This window comes from Flavobacterium sp. 25HG05S-40 (genome assembly GCF_052654735.1).
This window is the reverse complement of record NZ_CP199750.1, coordinates 496,800-514,044: the sequence shown is the minus strand read 5'-3', so window position 1 is coordinate 514,044 and position 17,245 is coordinate 496,800. Positions and strand designations below refer to the sequence as shown.

The following is a 17,245-nucleotide window of genomic DNA, read 5'->3' as shown; positions in this document are numbered from 1 at the left end:
ATATCATGAGAAAAGTAATGTTATCATTAGCCTTAATGGCTTTTCTGTCCTCCTGCCAAGACAAGACCAAAGAAAAATTAGACGAAGCAAAAGATGCCGTTAAAGAAGAAGTTACTGCAACCATCGACTCGGCGAAAATAAAAGCTGAAGCAAAATTGGATACTTTAAAAGATAAAGCCAAATCAAAAATAGATAGCGCTAAAATAAAAAGTGCTGATAAAATTGAAGAAGCTGCGAAAAAACTAAAAGAATCCGTAAAGAAATAAAAAGAAAAAGGTCTCAATTGAGACCTTTTTTATGTGGTATACTTAGAGTTTAGCTTCTAACTTTCTGCTCCCATTTCCAAGCCGAACCCAATGCGTCTTCAAGTGTAAATTGAGCTTTCCATCCTAAAACATTGTTGGCCTTATCCGTATTGGCATATGCAGTAATTACATCACCGCTTCGTCTGGGTACAACTTTATAGGGTACTTTTCGTCCGGAAACTTTTTCAAAAGCAGTTATGACTTCCAAAACCGAACTTCCGGTTCCGGTTCCCAAATTGAAGATTTCTACTTTTTCCTGATTTTGTTTTTGTAGCAAACGTTGTAAAGCAATTACGTGAGCTTTGGCTAAATCAACTACATGGATATAATCACGAATACACGTTCCGTCATTTGTGGGATAATCATTTCCGAAAACGGCTAATTCCTTTCGTAATCCAAAAGCTGTTTGTGTAATAAAAGGAACTAAGTTCTGTGGAACTCCGAGTGGTAACTCTCCTATTTCGGCACTTGGATGGGCTCCTATCGGATTGAAATAACGCAGCAAAACCGAATTAAGGTTGGTCACTTGAGCAACATCAAAAATGATTTCTTCACCAATTTGCTTCGTATTTCCATACGGAGACATGGCAGGTTGAATTGTAGCATCTTCGGTAATCGGCATTTTTTCGGCTTGACCATAAACGGTACATGAAGAACTAAAAATAAGGTTCGCCGTTGGCAGATTAGTCAATTCCTGTAAAATATAAACCAACGAATTAAGGTTGTTTTCGTAATACAACAGCGGGTTTTCTACACTTTCGCCAACTGCTTTAGAAGCTGCAAAATGAATTACACCAGCAATGTCATTATTTTTTTTAAAGAAATCTTGTACCGCAGCTTTTTCTCTTAAATCAATATGCTCAAATAATGGCTTTTTCCCTGTTATTCTTTCAATTCCGTCAAGAACCTCGATGGATGAATTAGAAAGATTGTCAATAGCGATAACTTCAAAACCTTCATTTTGTAGTTCAACAACCGTATGTGAACCAATAAATCCTAAACCACCAGTTACTACTATCTTCATAATATTTTGGAGAAAACAGAAAAAAGAGCAAAGAAAAAAGAAACTGCAACTCCAGAAAGTCTTTATTCTATTTTCTATACTCTACTCTCTTTATTTTAAAAATTCTAAAACGCTATCTGTTATAAATTGTATTTGTTCATCGTCTAATTCCGTATGCATTGGCAATGAAATCACTTCTTTCACTAATTGATTGGTTACCGGAAAATCTTCTTCTTTGTATCTTGAATCAGCATAAGCTTTTTGTGAATGCAACGGAATTGGGTAATAAATGGCACATGGAATTCCTTTATCTAACAAATGCTGCATCAACGCATCTCTATCGGCATCAATAATTCGGAGTGTATATTGATGAAAAACGTGGCAATCACAGATGTCACAAATAGAAGGTGCAATAATGTTTTTGTGACCTTCGAAAGCGGACGAATATTTGCGCGCTGCATTTTGTCTTGCTTTATTATAACTATCCAATAATGGCAATTTTGCATCAAGAACCGCTGCCTGAATACTATCTAATCTTGAATTCACACCAACCACATCGTGATGATAACGAACATACATTCCGTGATTCACGATTCCTCGAATGGTATGCGCCAAAGCATCATCATTGGTAAAAATCGCACCACCGTCACCATAACATCCTAAATTTTTAGAAGGGAAAAATGATGTCGAGGATACATGTCCAATGGTTCCGGCCTTCTTTTTAGTACCATCAGAAAATTTACAATTGGCTCCGATTGCCTGGGCATTATCTTCGATTACATAAAGATTATGTTCTTTGGCGATTCGCATAATGGCTTCCATATTCGCAGCTCTTCCGAACAAATGAACAGGAACGATGGCTTTTGTTTTTGGAGTAATGGCTTTTTTTATTGCATCAATAGAAATATTCATATTGACAACATCAACGTCAACCAAAACCGGTGTAAGCTGAAGTAAAGCGATGACTTCAACCGTTGCCGCAAACGTAAAATCGGCTGTGATCACTTCGTCTCCAGGTTGCAAACCCAACCCCATCATCGCAATTTGTAAAGCATCTGTTCCGTTAGCACATGGAATGACGTGTTTGACATCTAAATACTGCTCTAGATTTTTTTGAAACTCGTGTACTTTTGGACCGTTAATATACGTTGTAGTATCTAAAACTTCCTGAATAGAAGCATCTACTGTGGTTTTTATTTTTTCGTATTGACTTTTAAGGTCAACCATTTGAATTTTTTTCATCTTTCTGAAATTTGAGTCACAAAAGTAAGAAATTCTGAAGTAGAATTCGATGTTCGATAAAAGAAACGTATTTTAGCGCAACAAATTTTTGAGGATGCTTTTTCTGTATAACATTTTGATGATTTTAGCTTCGCAGGTTGTGAAATTGTTGGCTTTTTTCAGTCCCAAAATAAAGCTGTTTGTCGAAGGAAGAAAAACGGTTTTTGAAACTTTAGCCCATACAATTACCACTGACGATAAGACGATTTGGTTTCATGCAGCTTCTTTGGGCGAGTTTGAGCAAGGTTTGCCGGTGATGGAGCAAATCAAACTACAATATCCGAGTCATAAAATCATCTTGACATTCTTTTCACCATCAGGTTATGAAGTTCGTAAAAACAATACCATTGCTGATGTTACGGTATATTTGCCCTTGGACACCAAATCAAATGCAAAACAATTTTTAAAACTCACGCATCCTGATTTAGTTTTCTTTATCAAATACGAATATTGGCCCCATTACCTTAACGAATTGAGCATTGGCAACATCAAAACCTATCTAATTTCAGGAATTTTCAGGAAAGACCAGGCCTTTTTCAAATGGTATGGCGGTTTTTACAGGAAAGCATTGCAATCTTTCGATTACTTTTTTGTGCAAAACGAAAGTTCCAAAGTATTGTTGCAACAACTGGGCTTCGACAACGTAAAAATTTCAGGAGATACGCGTTTTGACCGAGTGGTAGCTATTTTGGAACGGGATAACTCTTTGGATTTTATTCATCAATTTAAAAACAATACCACTACCATTGTCATCGGAAGTTCTTGGCCAAAAGACGAGAGTTTATTGGTTAATTATATCAATCAGACCACCGAAAAAGTAAAATTCATCATCGCACCGCACAACATAAAATCGGAACAAATTCAGGAATTAAAAAAATCCATTTCAAAGAAAACCATTTTGTTTTCTGAGAAGGGAGAAAAGGATTTGTCTTTTTATGATGTTTTAATTGTTGACATTATTGGGATTTTGACCAAAATCTATAGTTATGCCGATATCGCTTATGTTGGTGGCGGATTTGGAAATCCCGGCGTTCACAATATTTTGGAACCATCAACGTTCGGAATTCCAATTATCGTTGGCCCAAATTTTTCTCATTTTGCCGAAGCTGTGGCTTTGGTGCATCAAGAAGGTTGCATCTCCATTGCCAATCAAACGGAACTAAATGATGCCTTTTCGAATTTAATTTTGAATGAAGACATCCGCCATGAAAAAGGGCATATCTGCTCGACATTTGTACAAATGAATAAAGGTGCGACAGCTGTTATTTTGAAACATATTAGTAACAATTAGTATAAAAAGAATACCTACATCCTTAAATAATAATCCTATGAAATTTTTTAAATTCCTATTCTTATTTGTTTTTGTACAAGTTACTGCCCAGCAAGGTGGCATGTGGATTCCTTCGCTATTAAAGGGCATGAATGAGAGCGAAATGAAAAGCCTTGGCATGAAAATTACTGCCGAAGAAATTTACTCGATTAACAAATCAAGTTTAAAAGATGCTGTTCCTCATTTTAACGGCGGCTGTACTTCTGAAGTGATTTCGCCTAACGGATTGATTTTAACCAATCACCATTGCGGATTTGATGCCATACAAAACCATTCTAGCGTAGAACACGACTATATCACTGATGGTTTTTGGGCTTATAAAATGGAAGACGAATTACTTAATAAAGGCATGGTTGTTTCGTTTGTAGTGCGCATTGAAGATGTGACTTCTACCATTTTAGACGGAACTACTTCTCTGACGGAAGCAGAAAAACAAAAGAAAATTCAGGAAAACATAATCAATCTTAGCAAAACATCTCCCAAAGAAGCATGGCAAGATAATCTTATCAGAGCCTTTTATTACGGCAACCAATACTTGCTTTTTGTGATGGAAACTTACAAAGACATCCGTTTGGTTGGTGCGCCGCCAAGTTCTATTGGAAAGTTTGGCGATGTTACTGATAACTGGGTTTGGCCAAGACACACTGGTGATTTTTCATTGTTCCGAATTTATGCCGACAAAAACAACCGTCCGGCTGAATATTCCACGGAAAATGTACCTTACAAACCCAAATATTTTTTCCCAATTTCTATAAAAGGACTAAAAGAAAACGACTTCACAATGGTTATGGGTTATCCAGGAACAACTCAGGAATACCTTCCCTCTTATGCGGTAGATCAAATTGTAACCCTTATCGACCCCACTAAAATTGAACTTCGCGATGTGACTTTAAAAGTTCAGGACGGCTTTATGCGTAAAGACAATTCTATCAAAATTCAGTACGCTGCAAAAAATGCCACTATAGCTAATGCCTGGAAAAAATGGATGGGAGAGGTGAAAGGACTCAAAAGAGCTAATGCAGTGGCGGCCAAACAAAAATTCGAAAAAGAATTTCAAGAAAAAGTGACTGCAACCGGAAAACAAGCCGAATACGGAAACTTATTATCTGATTTCGAAAAAAACTATGCAGAAATTAAAGACTATGCTCTTGCTAAAGCTTTTTGGGATGAAACGGTTATACGAAATGGCGAAATCCTATCTATAGGTTACAAACTGTATCAATTAGAACAATTGTACAATAGTAAAGGCGAACAGGCTTTCAACGACAGAAGAAATGTTTTGGTTTCAGGTTGGGGCGAGTTTTATCAGGAATTCAATCCGCTCGTAGATCAAAAAGTTTTTGAGCAGTTAATAGGCATTTACAACAAGAAATACCCAAAACAGTTTCTACCAAAATCTTTGGAAAATAGTAATGCAGAAGCTTTGGCAAATGATGTTTTCACCAATTCGCGCTTAGTAAGTTTTGAAAAAGTAAAAGAATTGTTGTCCGGCGATGCTAAATCTGTATTGGAAAAATTAAACAACGACAAAGGATTTCAAATAGCAAAAGCTATGGCGGATGCTCACTTTAAAAATGTAGCGCCAAAGCACGATGAAATCAATTTAAAAATTGCTGCGACACAACGAACTTACATGAAAGCTATTTTAGAATTGTTTCCGAAAAGCAGAATTTTTCCTGATGCAAACAGCACCCTTCGTGTAACGTATGGCAAAATAAAAGGATACAAACCAAGTGATGCCGTAATCTATGAGCCTTTCTCCTATTTAGACGGTGTCATTGAAAAATATATTCCTGGAGATTATGAATATGATGTTTCTAAAAAACTGATTGACCTATACAATAAAAAAGACTATGGCCCATATGGAGTCAATGGCAGAATGCCTTTAGATTTCATAGCAACCAATCATACAACCGGAGGAAATTCTGGAAGTCCAGCGCTAGATGCTGACGGAAATCTGATTGGCTTGAATTTTGATAGAGTTTGGGAAGGAACCATGAGCGATATTTATTATTCTCCTGAAATTTGCAGGAATATTATGGTAGATATTCGTTATGTTTTATTCATTATCGATAAGTTTGCTGGAGCTGAAAATTTGATTAAAGAGTTAAAAATCATTGCTCCTAAGAATAAAAAGTAATTATTTTAACTTTAATTTAGCTTTTGGCACAATTTTTGTAGAATAAAAAGCGAAGTAAAATGTTAGTTTTTTAAAAAAAGTTGAAAATTTATTTTAACCTATTAAAAAATTTATATCTTTGCCTCGAATTAATAATTAACCTTTTATAATTAAGTAAGATGAAAAAAGTATTTTTAAGTTTAGCTGTTATCGCTGCATTAACTGTAGTATCTTGTAAACAAGCTGAGGCTACTGACGCTGCTGCTGCTGACACAACTGCTGTTGAAGCTATTGACACTGCTGCTGCTGCTGTTGATACTGCTGCTGCTGCTGTTGATACTGCTGCTGCTGCTGTTGAAGCTGCTGGAGAAGCTGTAGAAGCTGCTAAAGAAGAAGTAAAAAAATAATTAGTTAACACTAATAATTTTTTAAAGATTTAAAGCCACGCCATGCGTGGCTTTCTTCGTTTATACAGTTAAGCATCTCCAAAGATCGCATCACTACTTGAGAAATCCAAGATTTCAGCTTTAGAAATATACTTTCTTATTTCATCCATTCCCTTGAGCATCATTAGTTCAGTCGAATATTTTCTGCTTGTGGCAAAACTTTTCTCTTCCAAAATGATTTTGAAAAAAAAATTTCCTCGCGAGGTTTTAAACTTCATAAAGTTGAAATTTTCAGCAGATTGTTTTAGCAATTCAATTTCCTCCTCACATTCAAATTTCAATTCATAACTATTACTCGTAAAAATAGTTTTCCCTTTACGGGAAACGAACTCAAACTTGTAGCAATCATGCAATCGTTTACTGATAACAAAAGTTCCCATATAAATTGTAAAGGCGATTAAAACAAAAAAAGCCCCAAACATAGTTTGAAGCTTTTGTACTCAGAGCGGGACTTGAACCCGCACGAACATTGCTGTTCACTGGATTTTAAGTCCAGCGTGTCTACCAATTTCACCATCCGAGCGTATAGATGTTGAGCGAAAAACGGGGCTCGAACCCGCGACCTCGACCTTGGCAAGGTCGCGCTCTACCAACTGAGCTATTTTCGCATTATCATTATTTGTCAGAACTGCAACACATCTACTGTATTGCGGATGCAAATGTAATATTAAAATTGAATATTACAAACGTTTTTTTTGAAAAAAAATTTGAATACCCTTAACCAACTGATACCCAAATTTCATTTAACACATTTATTTTTTTTGAAGCATTCTTTTTAGTTCATTTAATTTCATTAAAGCCTCTATTGGCGTCAAAGTATTGATGTCTAAATTGACAATATCCTCTCTGATTTCCTCTAATAAAGGATCGTCAAGATTAAAGATATTCAATTGCATTTCGTCCTTAGCTAATTTAACACCGCTTAGAGATTCGCTTGAATGATTCTTTTCGAGTTTTTTCAAAAGCTTTTGCGCCTTCTGAACTACCGTTTGCGGCATTCCCGCCATTTTAGCCACATGAATACCAAAGCTGTGAGCACTTCCTCCAGCCACTAATTTTCTAATAAAAAGCACGGTATCTTTTAATTCTTTTACAGAAACATTATAGTTTTTTATTCTCGGTAACAACTCCGTCATTTCATTAAGTTCGTGATAGTGTGTGGCGAACAAAGTCTTTGCTCTAGCCGGATTTTCATGCAAAAACTCAGCAATAGCCCAAGCAATTGAAATTCCGTCATAAGTACTCGTTCCTCGTCCTATTTCATCTAGTAAAACCAAACTTCTATCAGATAAATTATTTAAAATCGAGGCCGTTTCGTTCATCTCTACCATAAAAGTAGATTCGCCCATAGAAATATTATCGCTCGCACCTACTCTGGTGAAAATTTTGTCCACAATACCCATCCTCACTTTTTCAGCCGGAACAAAACTTCCCATTTGCGCCAATAAAACAATTAAGGCAGTTTGTCTCAATATTGCCGATTTACCAGACATATTAGGACCAGTAATCATAATAAGCTGTTGCGTTTCTCTATCGAGATAAACATCATTAGGCACATACGGAACACCAACAGGCAATTGTTTTTCGATAACCGGATGACGCCCATTAATGATTTCCAGTTCAAAGGTTTCATCTAGTATTGGACACACATAATTGTTTTCTATGGCCAATTGTGCAAAAGATATTAGACAATCCAGTTGCGCTATCAAACTAGCATTTAATTGTACTTGCTTTATATACGTAGAAATCCAGCTTACCAATTGCTCAAACAACTGACTTTCTATCTGATGTATCTTTTCCTCAGCACCTAGAATTTTGGTCTCGTATACTTTGAGTTCTTCGGTAATATATCTTTCCGCATTTACCAAGGTTTGCTTTCTAATCCATTCTGCCGGAACTTTATCTTTGTGCGTATTCCGAACCTCTATGTAATATCCAAAAACATTATTGAAAGAAATCTTCAAGGAGGAGATTCCGGTCGCTTCTGATTCCCGTTTTTCAATACCTTCTAAAAATTCCTTTCCTGAAAAGGCTATGTTGCGCAACTCATCTAATTCGGCATGAACTCCAACTGCAATAGCATTTCCTTTGGAGATAGCTACCGGTGCATCTTGATTTAAAGTAGTTTTTATTTTTTCGCGAAGCAAATCACACGCATGTAAACTATCGCCGATGATTCGAACCGCTTCCTGTTTGCTCTCTAAAGCAATGGTCTTAATCGGAATTATGGCATCCAATGATTCTTTTAGATAGATAACTTCGCGAGGAGCAATTTTACCAGTGGCCACTTTAGAAATTAAACGCTCTAAATCAGATATTTGTTTAATCTGGTATTGTATCTTTTGAAAAATTGCTTCATTATCTTTCAAATAAGAAACCACTTCATGACGGCTTCTGATTTTATGAATATCTTTTAGAGGCAAGGCCAACCAGCGTTTTAACAAACGAGAACCCATTGGCGAAAGAGTCTTATCAATAACATCTAAAAGTGTAACGGCATTTTGAGAAGTACTGTGGTACAATTCGAGATTGCGAATAGTAAAGCGATCCATCCAAATGTATGCGTCTTCGGCTATCCGTTGAATGTTGGTTATGTGCTGAACTTTGTTATGCTGTGTTTCGGATAAATAATAAAGAATTGCTCCCGATGCTATAATTCCCTCCAACAATTCTTCGACACCAAAACCTTTCAATGAATTGGTTTGAAAATGATTTTTCAACGTTTCCTGAGCATAATCTTCTTTATACACCCAATCTTCTAAATAAAAAACATTAAACTTTTCACCAAAAATCTCTTTAAACTGATTTTTATTGTTTTTTTGAATTAACACTTCACTTGGATTGAAGTTTTGCAAAAGTTTATCAATATATTCTTCATTGCCCTGAGCCGTTAGAAACTCCCCAGTAGAAACATCTAAAAAAGACACACCAAGTTGCTTTTTCCCAAAATAAATTGAAGCTAAAAAATTGTTAGATTGAGCCTGCAAAACCTCATCATTCATCGATACCCCAGGAGTAACCAATTCAGTAACACCGCGCTTTACTATAGTTTTGGTCATTTTAGGATCTTCTAATTGGTCGCAAATGGCAACCCGAAGTCCCGCTTTAACTAATTTGGGTAAATAAGTATTTAAAGAATGATGCGGAAAACCAGCCAATGCGGTTTCTGTTTCACTTCCCGCACCGCGTTTCGTCAAAACAATCCCCAGGATTTTGGAAGCACGAATAGCATCTTCCCCAAAAGTCTCGTAAAAGTCACCCACTCTAAACAACAAACACGCATCGGGATATTTTCTTTTTATCTCGTTGTATTGTTTCATTAACGGAGTCTCTTTCGGTGATGTTTCTTTGGCTGCCAATGGATTTGGAATTGATTGTAATGGAAGCGAATTTAAATATTTTAGACTGATTAGAATGCCTTAAAAAAAATTAATTTAACCTTAAGACAAAAAAAAGAACCACTTTCTGAATTTTGAATAGATTTGTCTCAGAAACTTAAATACTATATAAAAATGAAAAAAATTATTTTATTAGCTGCCATTACTGTATTCGGTATCGCAACTAGCAATGCTCAAGCAAAAAAAGCTACTAAGAAAGCCGATACTCCAGCAAAATCTGAAACTCCTAAAGTTGATGGTGTTGGAATGGTTTTCGAAAATGAAACAATCGATTATGGTACAATTCCTCACAACGCAGATGGGAAAAGAGAATTTGTATTTGTAAACAACGGGACTAAACCACTTACAATTGAAAGCACACAAGGTTCTTGTGGTTGTACAGTACCTTCTAAACCAGAAGGAGAGATTGCTCCTGGAGCAAAAGGTGCAATTGGTGTAAAGTACGACACTAACAGACCAGGTCCATTCACTAAAACAGTTACCGTAAAATCTAACGCTACAGGACAGGAAACTAAAGTTCTTACTATTAAAGGAACTGTATTACCTGCTGCTCCAGCTGATGCTGCTGCTCCAACTAAAAGCTAATATCCCTTAATTATAATTCATGAAAGTCTCGATTTTTCGGGACTTTTTTTTTGAATATCTTTGCCTTCCAAGAATCATGGTTTCTAATATAAGATTAAAATATGCGTAAACTTGAAAATAGCGAATTAGAAAGGAAATCGGTAGAAGATTTTAAAGAAGCCGCAAAAACTCCTTTAATAATTATTCTTGATGATATTAGAAGCTTGAACAATATCGGCTCAGTTTTCAGAACCTCAGATGCCTTTTTGGTTGAAAAAATATATCTCTGCGGCATAACTGCCGTTCCACCAAATAAAGAAATTCATAAAACTGCTCTAGGAGCTACCGATACAGTAGCTTGGGAATACAACGAAAATATTCTAAATGTAATTGAAAGTCTAAAAAAAGAGAATGTAGCGGTGTTTGCTGTTGAACAGGTTGAAAACTCTATATTTCTGCAAGACTTTAAAACAGAGAATAATAAAAAATATGCTTTGGTTTTTGGTAACGAAGTGTACGGAGTTTCACAGAAAGCGATTGAACTTTGTGATGGAACCATCGAAATTCCGCAATTAGGAACTAAACACTCCCTCAACATTTCGGTCAGTGCAGGTATTGTAGTTTGGGATTTTTTTAAAAAGATGTTGTGTTAATTTATCATAGAATTTAGCATTTTTTTTAATTCTTCAAATTTCATTTTCTTTAACTTTAGCGCATGAAAAAGAAATTGGGTTGTTTTTTATTGTTACTTATAAATATACTTGGCTTTCATAACGGTTGGAGTCAACAAAATATTGCACCCTACCTAACGGCTACCGGAAATCAAATCTATTGTCCGGGCAGTACCGTCAAAATAGTTTCGAATATGAATATCACTGATCCTGATGACCCAGGAATAGATGCTATTTATATTCAAATATCATCCGGATACCAAAGAGGTGAAGACTTATTAAACTTGACAGGAATTCACCCTAACATCGTAACGAACTGGAATCCAACTACGGCAACATTAACCCTAGCTGGAATATCTATTCAACCTACTTACACCGAACTTGAGGCTGCTATTGAAGACATCGAATTTTCATCCTCTTCAACAAATCCGTCAGGAATACGAAATTTTTCCATCTCGGTGGGTCAAGCCAATTATTTACCGTCAAACGGTCACTATTATTTATACATTCCAAACATAGGCATCAGTTGGTCGGCCGCAAAAACAGCTGCACAAAACAGTACTTACTATGGGTTGCAAGGGTATTTAGCGACAATAACTTCAGCCGAAGAAGCACAAATTGCAGGAGAACAAACAACGGGAGCAGGTTGGATTGGAGGCAGCGATGAAGCTACTGAAGGAATTTGGAAATGGATGACCGGTCCAGAAATTGGTATTACCTTTTGGACGGGTAACTTTACAGGATTTACTTCAACATTTGCCCAATGGAATACGGGAGAGCCAAACAATACTTTCGATGAAGATTACGCCCATATCAATGCCTCTGGTGTTGGAATTGTTGGTGGTTGGAATGATTTGTCTAATGTAGGCGAATCAGGTGGCGATTATCAACCTAAAGGATATATCGTTGAATATGGGGGCACTCCGGGCGATCCAACATTAAATATTTCAGCAAGTACTTCGTTAACTATTGCTGCCATAACGGCCACCACTTCAGCAACGCGCTGTGGTAACGGAGCAGTTACACTCAATGCAGTCTCAAATACAGGCACAGTAAATTGGTACGATGTTCCTACCGGAGGAACTCTTATCGCGACAGGAAGTAGTTTTACAACTCCTAATGTAGCTTCTACAACTCCATTTTATGCGGCCGCGAACTACAATGGATGCCCTGATATTTCTAGAACGCCGGTGAATGCTAATGTAACTCCCAAACCCATATTGACGGTCAATTCTCCTTATTACATGTGCGACGAAAGTTATACCGTGATCGATGTTCAAACATCAACTGGAGTAATGTTTTGGTTTGACAGTCCAACTAGCCCCAATCCTATTTTTTTAGGAACACATTTTGTGGTTCCCAATATTCATCAGGACACCGTTTTTTATGCCGAAGCCAACAATGACAATTGTCTTTCTGACCGGGCCACAGTTCAAGTAAATGTTTACCCCATTCCGATATTGACCGATGAAACTATAGTTTTATGTCAAGGGGATCAAATTACGCTGGATGCCGGAAATCCGAACATGACGTACTTGTGGTCAACAGGAGAAACTACGCCAACAATACTATCCAACGGACTAACAACTTATAGTGTAGAAGTCACTACACCATCGCCAGGAAATTGCACCAAAATCAAAAACTTCAACATTGCTTACAATACGAAACCCTTGATTTCGGAAGTTGTTATTCAAGGTTTAACCGCAACTATAAACACTACACAAAGTGGTGATTTTGAATATTCTTTAGATGGAGAAACCTATCAAGACTCGAATATCTTTACTTTTTTTGAAGGCGGAATGTATAGGGCTTATGTAAGAGAAAAAAATAACTGTGGCAATGATCAACGACCTTTTGTAGTGATTTCTTATCCGGAATTTTTTAGTCCAAATGGAGACGGTATAAATGACAATTGGTATATAAAAGGAGGTTCCAATTTCGCTGCTACAGAAGTTAAAATATTTGATCGCTTTGGTAAGTTAATTACTGTTTTGAATACTTTTAATCCTTCTTGGGATGGTACTTTTAACGGAAAACTATTGCCTGGGAATGATTATTGGTTTGTAGCGAAAATAAACGAGACGTTCCCCGAAACTAGAGGACATTTTACTTTAAAAAGATAATTTATCCGGAAATCTTTTTCTGAATTTCATTTAAAACAAAGACATAATCTTCCTGATTATTCTGAAAATCCCTGTTCGTTACATCGATAATCAAAACATTCAAATTGGTTTGCGATTTGATATAATCTAGATAACCATTATTGATTTTTTCAAGATATTCAGCCGGAATTTCCTGCTCGTAGCTTCTCCCTCGTTCCTTGATGTTACTCAAAAGCCTTTCGGTACTTTGGTACAAATAAATATACAAATCAGGCTTGGGCATCTCTTTATAGATAATGTCGAACATCGTTTTATACAAACGGAATTCATCTTCAGCAAGGGTAACTTTTGCAAAAATCAACGACTTAAAAATATGATAATCGGCAACAATAAAATCCTTAAACAAATCAAACTGTGCTAAATCATCGGATATCTGCTGGTATCTATCCGCTAAAAAGGACATTTCTAACGGAAAAGCGTACCGACTTTGATCTTCATAAAACTTAGGCAAAAAAGGATTGTCCGCAAAACGTTCCAAAACGGATTTCGCATTGAAATCTTCCGCTAGTTTATTGGTTAACGTCGTTTTTCCGGCACCAATATTTCCTTCGATCGCAATATAATTGAAATGATCCAACTTCAATTTGGCGATCGGAATTTCAAGGTTTTGAATCAATATGCAATTGCTTTTATCTTCCGAAAGGACTAACAACTCATGCAAATATTTCTGTAAAATCGGGTGACGCCAATCGAGATTTAAATCGCGCATCGGCAACAAAACAAACAATCGGTTTTGCATTTCCGGATGAGGCACTTGCAATTTGTCGGAAGCTATAATTTCCTCATCAAAAGCAATAACATCAATATCAATGATACGAGCCTGATATCCTTCCGATGCGGTGCGGATTCTTCCCAAAGCTTCTTCCAAAAGCAAACATTCCTCCAAAATTTGATGCGCCGATTTATGCGTATTCATAATCACAGCACAATTATAAAATTTCGCACTCTCAAAACCCCATGACGGCGTCTCATATAGCTTAGAAATTTTGATAATAGTCCCTATTTCATTGTGCAGACTTTCTATGCAACGCTCAATGTTTTCGAGACGATTGCCCTGATTCGTGCCTAGCGATAAAATGACCTGATGCTGCTTTTTCATGGAAGCACAAATTAACTAAAAGTATTTTAGAATAATTACAAAAAACAGCCAAGTGTTGATAACATTTTCTCAACAATTAAATCATAAAACTTCCCTAATTAATAACCCTCTTCTCACTAAAAGGCATTATTTTTGTTAAAATAAAGCGTAACTAAATCTGCCATACCATGTTAAAGAAAATCTTAAAAATAGTCGGAATATTTTTGTTGCTGTTAGTCATTTCAGCCTTTGCCATTCCCTATTTCTTTAAAGATCAAATCAAAGCCCGAATTTTGACTGCCATCAATGAAAAGGTCGACGCCAAAGTGGCTTTCGCCGATGCCGATCTGAGTTTGTTCAGAAATTTTCCCAATGCAAGTGTATCCATAGATAAGCTTACTATCATTAATAAAGCGCCATTTGAAGGAGATACTTTGGTAGCTTTTGAAGAGCTCAATCTAAAAATGTCCATCAAAGAATTGTTTAACGGCGAAAATGAGCCTATGAATATTGACGGGATTTCTTCAAAAAATGGTTTGGTCAATATTATTATTGATAAAAATGGTGTCGGTAATTTTGACATTGCCCTCAAAGAGGATAAAAAAGGAGACGATGGAAAAAGCAAACCGCTTTCGTTGAAGATAAAAGAATATTCGGTTGAAAATTTTAGGTTCAAATACACCGACGAAAAATCGAAACTTCGAATGGTTTTAGACAGTATTAATCATGAAGGAACAGGCGACTTTGCTTCCTCTAAATTAGATTTGGTTACCAAAACCACAACAACTGTTTCCTTAGATATGGACAAGGCCAATTACATGAAAAATGTAAAGCTTTCGTTGGATGCTACTCTTGGAATTGATTTGGACAATAGCAAATATACCTTCAAAGAAAACAAAGCAAAAATCAACGAACTGCCTTTAGAATTTGACGGTTTTATACAGATTGTCGAAGCGGGACAACAATATGACCTGAAATTCAAAACACCAACCTCATCCTTTAAAAACTTTTTAGGATTGATTCCGGCACAATATTCAAGCAATCTTAAAGACGTAAAAACCAGTGGTGATTTCACCGTTGGCGGCTTTGCCAAAGGATTGCTTTCGGATACTACGGTGCCTAAATTCAATATCGAAATTGCTTCAAATAACGCTTCATTTCAATATCCAAACTTGCCAAAATCAGTTCAAAAAATTGTCATCGATACCAAAATCATCAACGAAACGGGTGTAATGAATGATACGTATGTGAATTTGGATAAATTATCATTTCAAATTGACCAAGATGTTTTTAACGCCAAAGCCAATATTAGAAACATTTCCGAAAATGCTCTGGTAAACGCAGCGCTGAAAGGCACCATCAATCTGGGAAACCTTACCAAAGCATATCCTGTAAAATTGGATAAACCATTAAGCGGAATTTTAAAAGCAGATGTCACTACCGAATTTGACATGCAGTCCGTAGAAAAAAGTGATTATGCCCGAATCAAAAATGCAGGAACATTGGATTTGACCGGATTTAATTATACAGACGATGGTGGAAAAACGATGAAAATCAGTCGTGCGTTGGTTTCGTTTGACCCAAGCCGTGTAAATCTGAAACAGTTCAATGCAACTACTGGAAAAACAGATTTGGCCGTAAATGGTGTTTTAGAAAACTTCTACGGATTTGTATTTAAAAATCAGGAACTGAAAGGAAATTTCAACCTGAACTCGAATCAATTGGCGGTAAGCGATTTTATGACTTCTGAAGCAGATACTAAAAAAGAAGCCGATAAACCAGCTGAAGCCATGAAGATTCCGGCGTTCCTGAACTGTACGTTAACCGCAAAAGCCAATACTGTTTTATACGACAATCTGGTGCTGAAAAATGTATCCGGGAAAATCATCATTAAAGACCAAAAAGCTACTTTACAAAATGGTAAAACCGATATTTTCGGTGGTTCTATTGCCTTTAACGGTGATGTTTCTACCAAGGAAAAAGTATCTAAATTCAATATGGACTTGGGCTTGACAGGTGTCGACATTGCTCAAACTTTTACGCAATTAGACATGATGAAGAAAATTGCTCCGATTGCCGGAGTAATCAATGGAAAACTGAATTCGAAAATCAAACTTTCCGGAAATCTTAAAGACAAGCAAATGGCTCCTGATTTGAACACCATTTCCGGAGATCTATTGGGACAATTGCTTTCAACAACTGTAAATTCAAGCAACTCAACTTTGCTTAGTGCCCTAGACAATCAGTTGGGTTTTGTCGATTTGAAAAAATTAAATCTGAATGATTTAAAAGCTGCGTTAACCTTTAAAGACGGGAAAGTAAATGTAAAACCTTTCGACATCAAGTATCAGGACATTAAAGCAACCGTTGGCGGAACTCATGGTTTTGACCAATTGATGAATTACAACATTAAGCTTGATGTTCCGGCAAAATATTTAGGAACAGAAATCAACAATTTAATAGGGAAACTAACTCCGGCTGATGCTAAAAAGTTTGAAACCATTCCTATTAATGCTATATTGGGTGGAAACTTCAGCAGTCCAAAAATAACAACCGACATCAAACAAGCCACAACGAATTTGGTTACGAATTTGGTAAAACAACAAAAAGAAAAATTAATCAGTGGCGGAAGAGATGCATTGAGCGGCATTATTTCTAATGCGACCAAACCCAAAACGGATACCACTAAAACCAACGTGAAAACTGATGTAAAAGACAGAGCGAAAGATTTACTCAACGGTTTGTTTAACAAAAAGAAAAAAGAAGAACCGAAGAAAACAGAAACAACGCCAGCTCCGACAAAATAAGATAAAAACCCTTTCAGATTGAAAGGGTTTTTTTTGATATTTACATCAGAATGGGAAATGCATTGAAAATGATTGAAATAC

General features: G+C 36.4%; 13 protein-coding genes and 2 tRNA genes. 8 read left to right on the top strand and 7 right to left on the bottom strand.

Translation table 11 applies throughout. From position 1 onward, the window contains the following. Positions 1-5 precede the first annotated feature (5 nt). Positions 6-266: a hypothetical protein gene (locus ACULEU_RS02135; RefSeq protein WP_445453811.1), complete on the top strand. Its 261-nt coding sequence runs from the start codon at positions 6-8 to the stop codon at positions 264-266. Between the two features lie 49 nt (positions 267-315). Here the strand turns inward: ACULEU_RS02135 and galE are convergent, their stop codons facing one another. Both galE and ACULEU_RS02125 read right to left on the bottom strand, forming a co-directional pair. Next, positions 316-1,329, bottom strand: a complete 1,014-nt coding sequence (gene galE, locus ACULEU_RS02130) for a UDP-glucose 4-epimerase GalE (protein ID WP_445453810.1) — start codon at positions 1,327-1,329, stop codon at positions 316-318. A gap of 90 nt (positions 1,330-1,419) precedes the next feature. Continuing rightward, positions 1,420-2,550: a DegT/DnrJ/EryC1/StrS family aminotransferase gene (locus tag ACULEU_RS02125; RefSeq protein ID WP_445453809.1), complete on the bottom strand. Its 1,131-nt coding sequence runs from the start codon at positions 2,548-2,550 to the stop codon at positions 1,420-1,422. A gap of 94 nt (positions 2,551-2,644) precedes the next feature. On the opposite strand from ACULEU_RS02125, the gene ACULEU_RS02120 reads away from it, so the two are divergent. The 3 genes from ACULEU_RS02120 (at position 2,645) to ACULEU_RS02110 (ending at position 6,445) form a co-directional block, all read left to right on the top strand. Beyond that, positions 2,645-3,880 carry a 3-deoxy-D-manno-octulosonic acid transferase gene (locus ACULEU_RS02120; protein ID WP_445453808.1) on the top strand — a complete coding sequence of 412 codons (1,236 nt, stop codon included), beginning with the start codon at positions 2,645-2,647 and terminating at the stop codon, positions 3,878-3,880. A gap of 37 nt (positions 3,881-3,917) precedes the next feature. Then, on the top strand, positions 3,918-6,059 hold the full coding sequence (locus ACULEU_RS02115) for a S46 family peptidase (RefSeq protein ID WP_445453807.1): 2,142 nt from the start codon (positions 3,918-3,920) through the stop codon (positions 6,057-6,059). 158 nt (positions 6,060-6,217) lie between these two features. Then, the gene (locus ACULEU_RS02110; protein ID WP_445453806.1) at positions 6,218-6,445 is read left to right on the top strand and encodes a PG1828 family lipoprotein; all 228 of its coding nucleotides are present in this window, start codon (positions 6,218-6,220) and stop codon (positions 6,443-6,445) included. A gap of 68 nt (positions 6,446-6,513) precedes the next feature. Here the strand turns inward: ACULEU_RS02110 and ACULEU_RS02105 are convergent, their stop codons facing one another. From ACULEU_RS02105 to mutS, 4 genes are all read right to left on the bottom strand, one after another. Beyond that, the gene (locus tag ACULEU_RS02105) at positions 6,514-6,864 is read right to left on the bottom strand and encodes a DUF1508 domain-containing protein (RefSeq protein ID WP_445454879.1); all 351 of its coding nucleotides are present in this window, start codon (positions 6,862-6,864) and stop codon (positions 6,514-6,516) included. Positions 6,865-6,921: 57 nt separating this feature from the next. Next, positions 6,922-7,007 (bottom strand) — tRNA-Leu (locus ACULEU_RS02100). Between the two features lie 12 nt (positions 7,008-7,019). Continuing rightward, positions 7,020-7,092 (bottom strand) — tRNA-Gly (locus tag ACULEU_RS02095). 144 nt (positions 7,093-7,236) lie between these two features. Then, entirely contained in the window at positions 7,237-9,843 is a 2,607-nt protein-coding gene (gene mutS, locus ACULEU_RS02090) for a DNA mismatch repair protein MutS (protein ID WP_445453805.1), read from the bottom strand. A gap of 153 nt (positions 9,844-9,996) precedes the next feature. Between mutS and ACULEU_RS02085 the strand changes: the two genes are divergently transcribed. The 3 genes from ACULEU_RS02085 to ACULEU_RS02075 all read left to right on the top strand — a co-directional run bounded on the left by ACULEU_RS02085 (position 9,997) and on the right by ACULEU_RS02075 (position 13,240). Next, on the top strand, positions 9,997-10,467 hold the full coding sequence (locus ACULEU_RS02085; RefSeq protein WP_445453804.1) for a DUF1573 domain-containing protein: 471 nt from the start codon (positions 9,997-9,999) through the stop codon (positions 10,465-10,467). A gap of 101 nt (positions 10,468-10,568) precedes the next feature. Beyond that, the gene (locus ACULEU_RS02080) at positions 10,569-11,099 is read left to right on the top strand and encodes an RNA methyltransferase (RefSeq protein ID WP_445453803.1); all 531 of its coding nucleotides are present in this window, start codon (positions 10,569-10,571) and stop codon (positions 11,097-11,099) included. Positions 11,100-11,161: 62 nt separating this feature from the next. After that, positions 11,162-13,240 (top strand): Ig-like domain-containing protein, encoded by a 2,079-nt coding sequence (locus tag ACULEU_RS02075; protein ID WP_445453802.1) that lies wholly within the window; start codon positions 11,162-11,164, stop codon positions 13,238-13,240. A 1-nt stretch (position 13,241) separates the two neighbouring features. Here the strand turns inward: ACULEU_RS02075 and folK are convergent, their stop codons facing one another. Next, positions 13,242-14,378 carry a 2-amino-4-hydroxy-6-hydroxymethyldihydropteridine diphosphokinase gene (gene folK, locus ACULEU_RS02070; protein ID WP_445453801.1) on the bottom strand — a complete coding sequence of 379 codons (1,137 nt, stop codon included), beginning with the start codon at positions 14,376-14,378 and terminating at the stop codon, positions 13,242-13,244. Positions 14,379-14,545: 167 nt separating this feature from the next. Here folK and ACULEU_RS02065 point away from each other — a divergent pair, with 167 nt between their 5' ends. Further along, complete coding sequence (locus ACULEU_RS02065) at positions 14,546-17,164, top strand: AsmA family protein (protein ID WP_445453800.1); 2,619 nt, start codon at positions 14,546-14,548, stop codon at positions 17,162-17,164. Positions 17,165-17,245 lie beyond the last annotated feature (81 nt).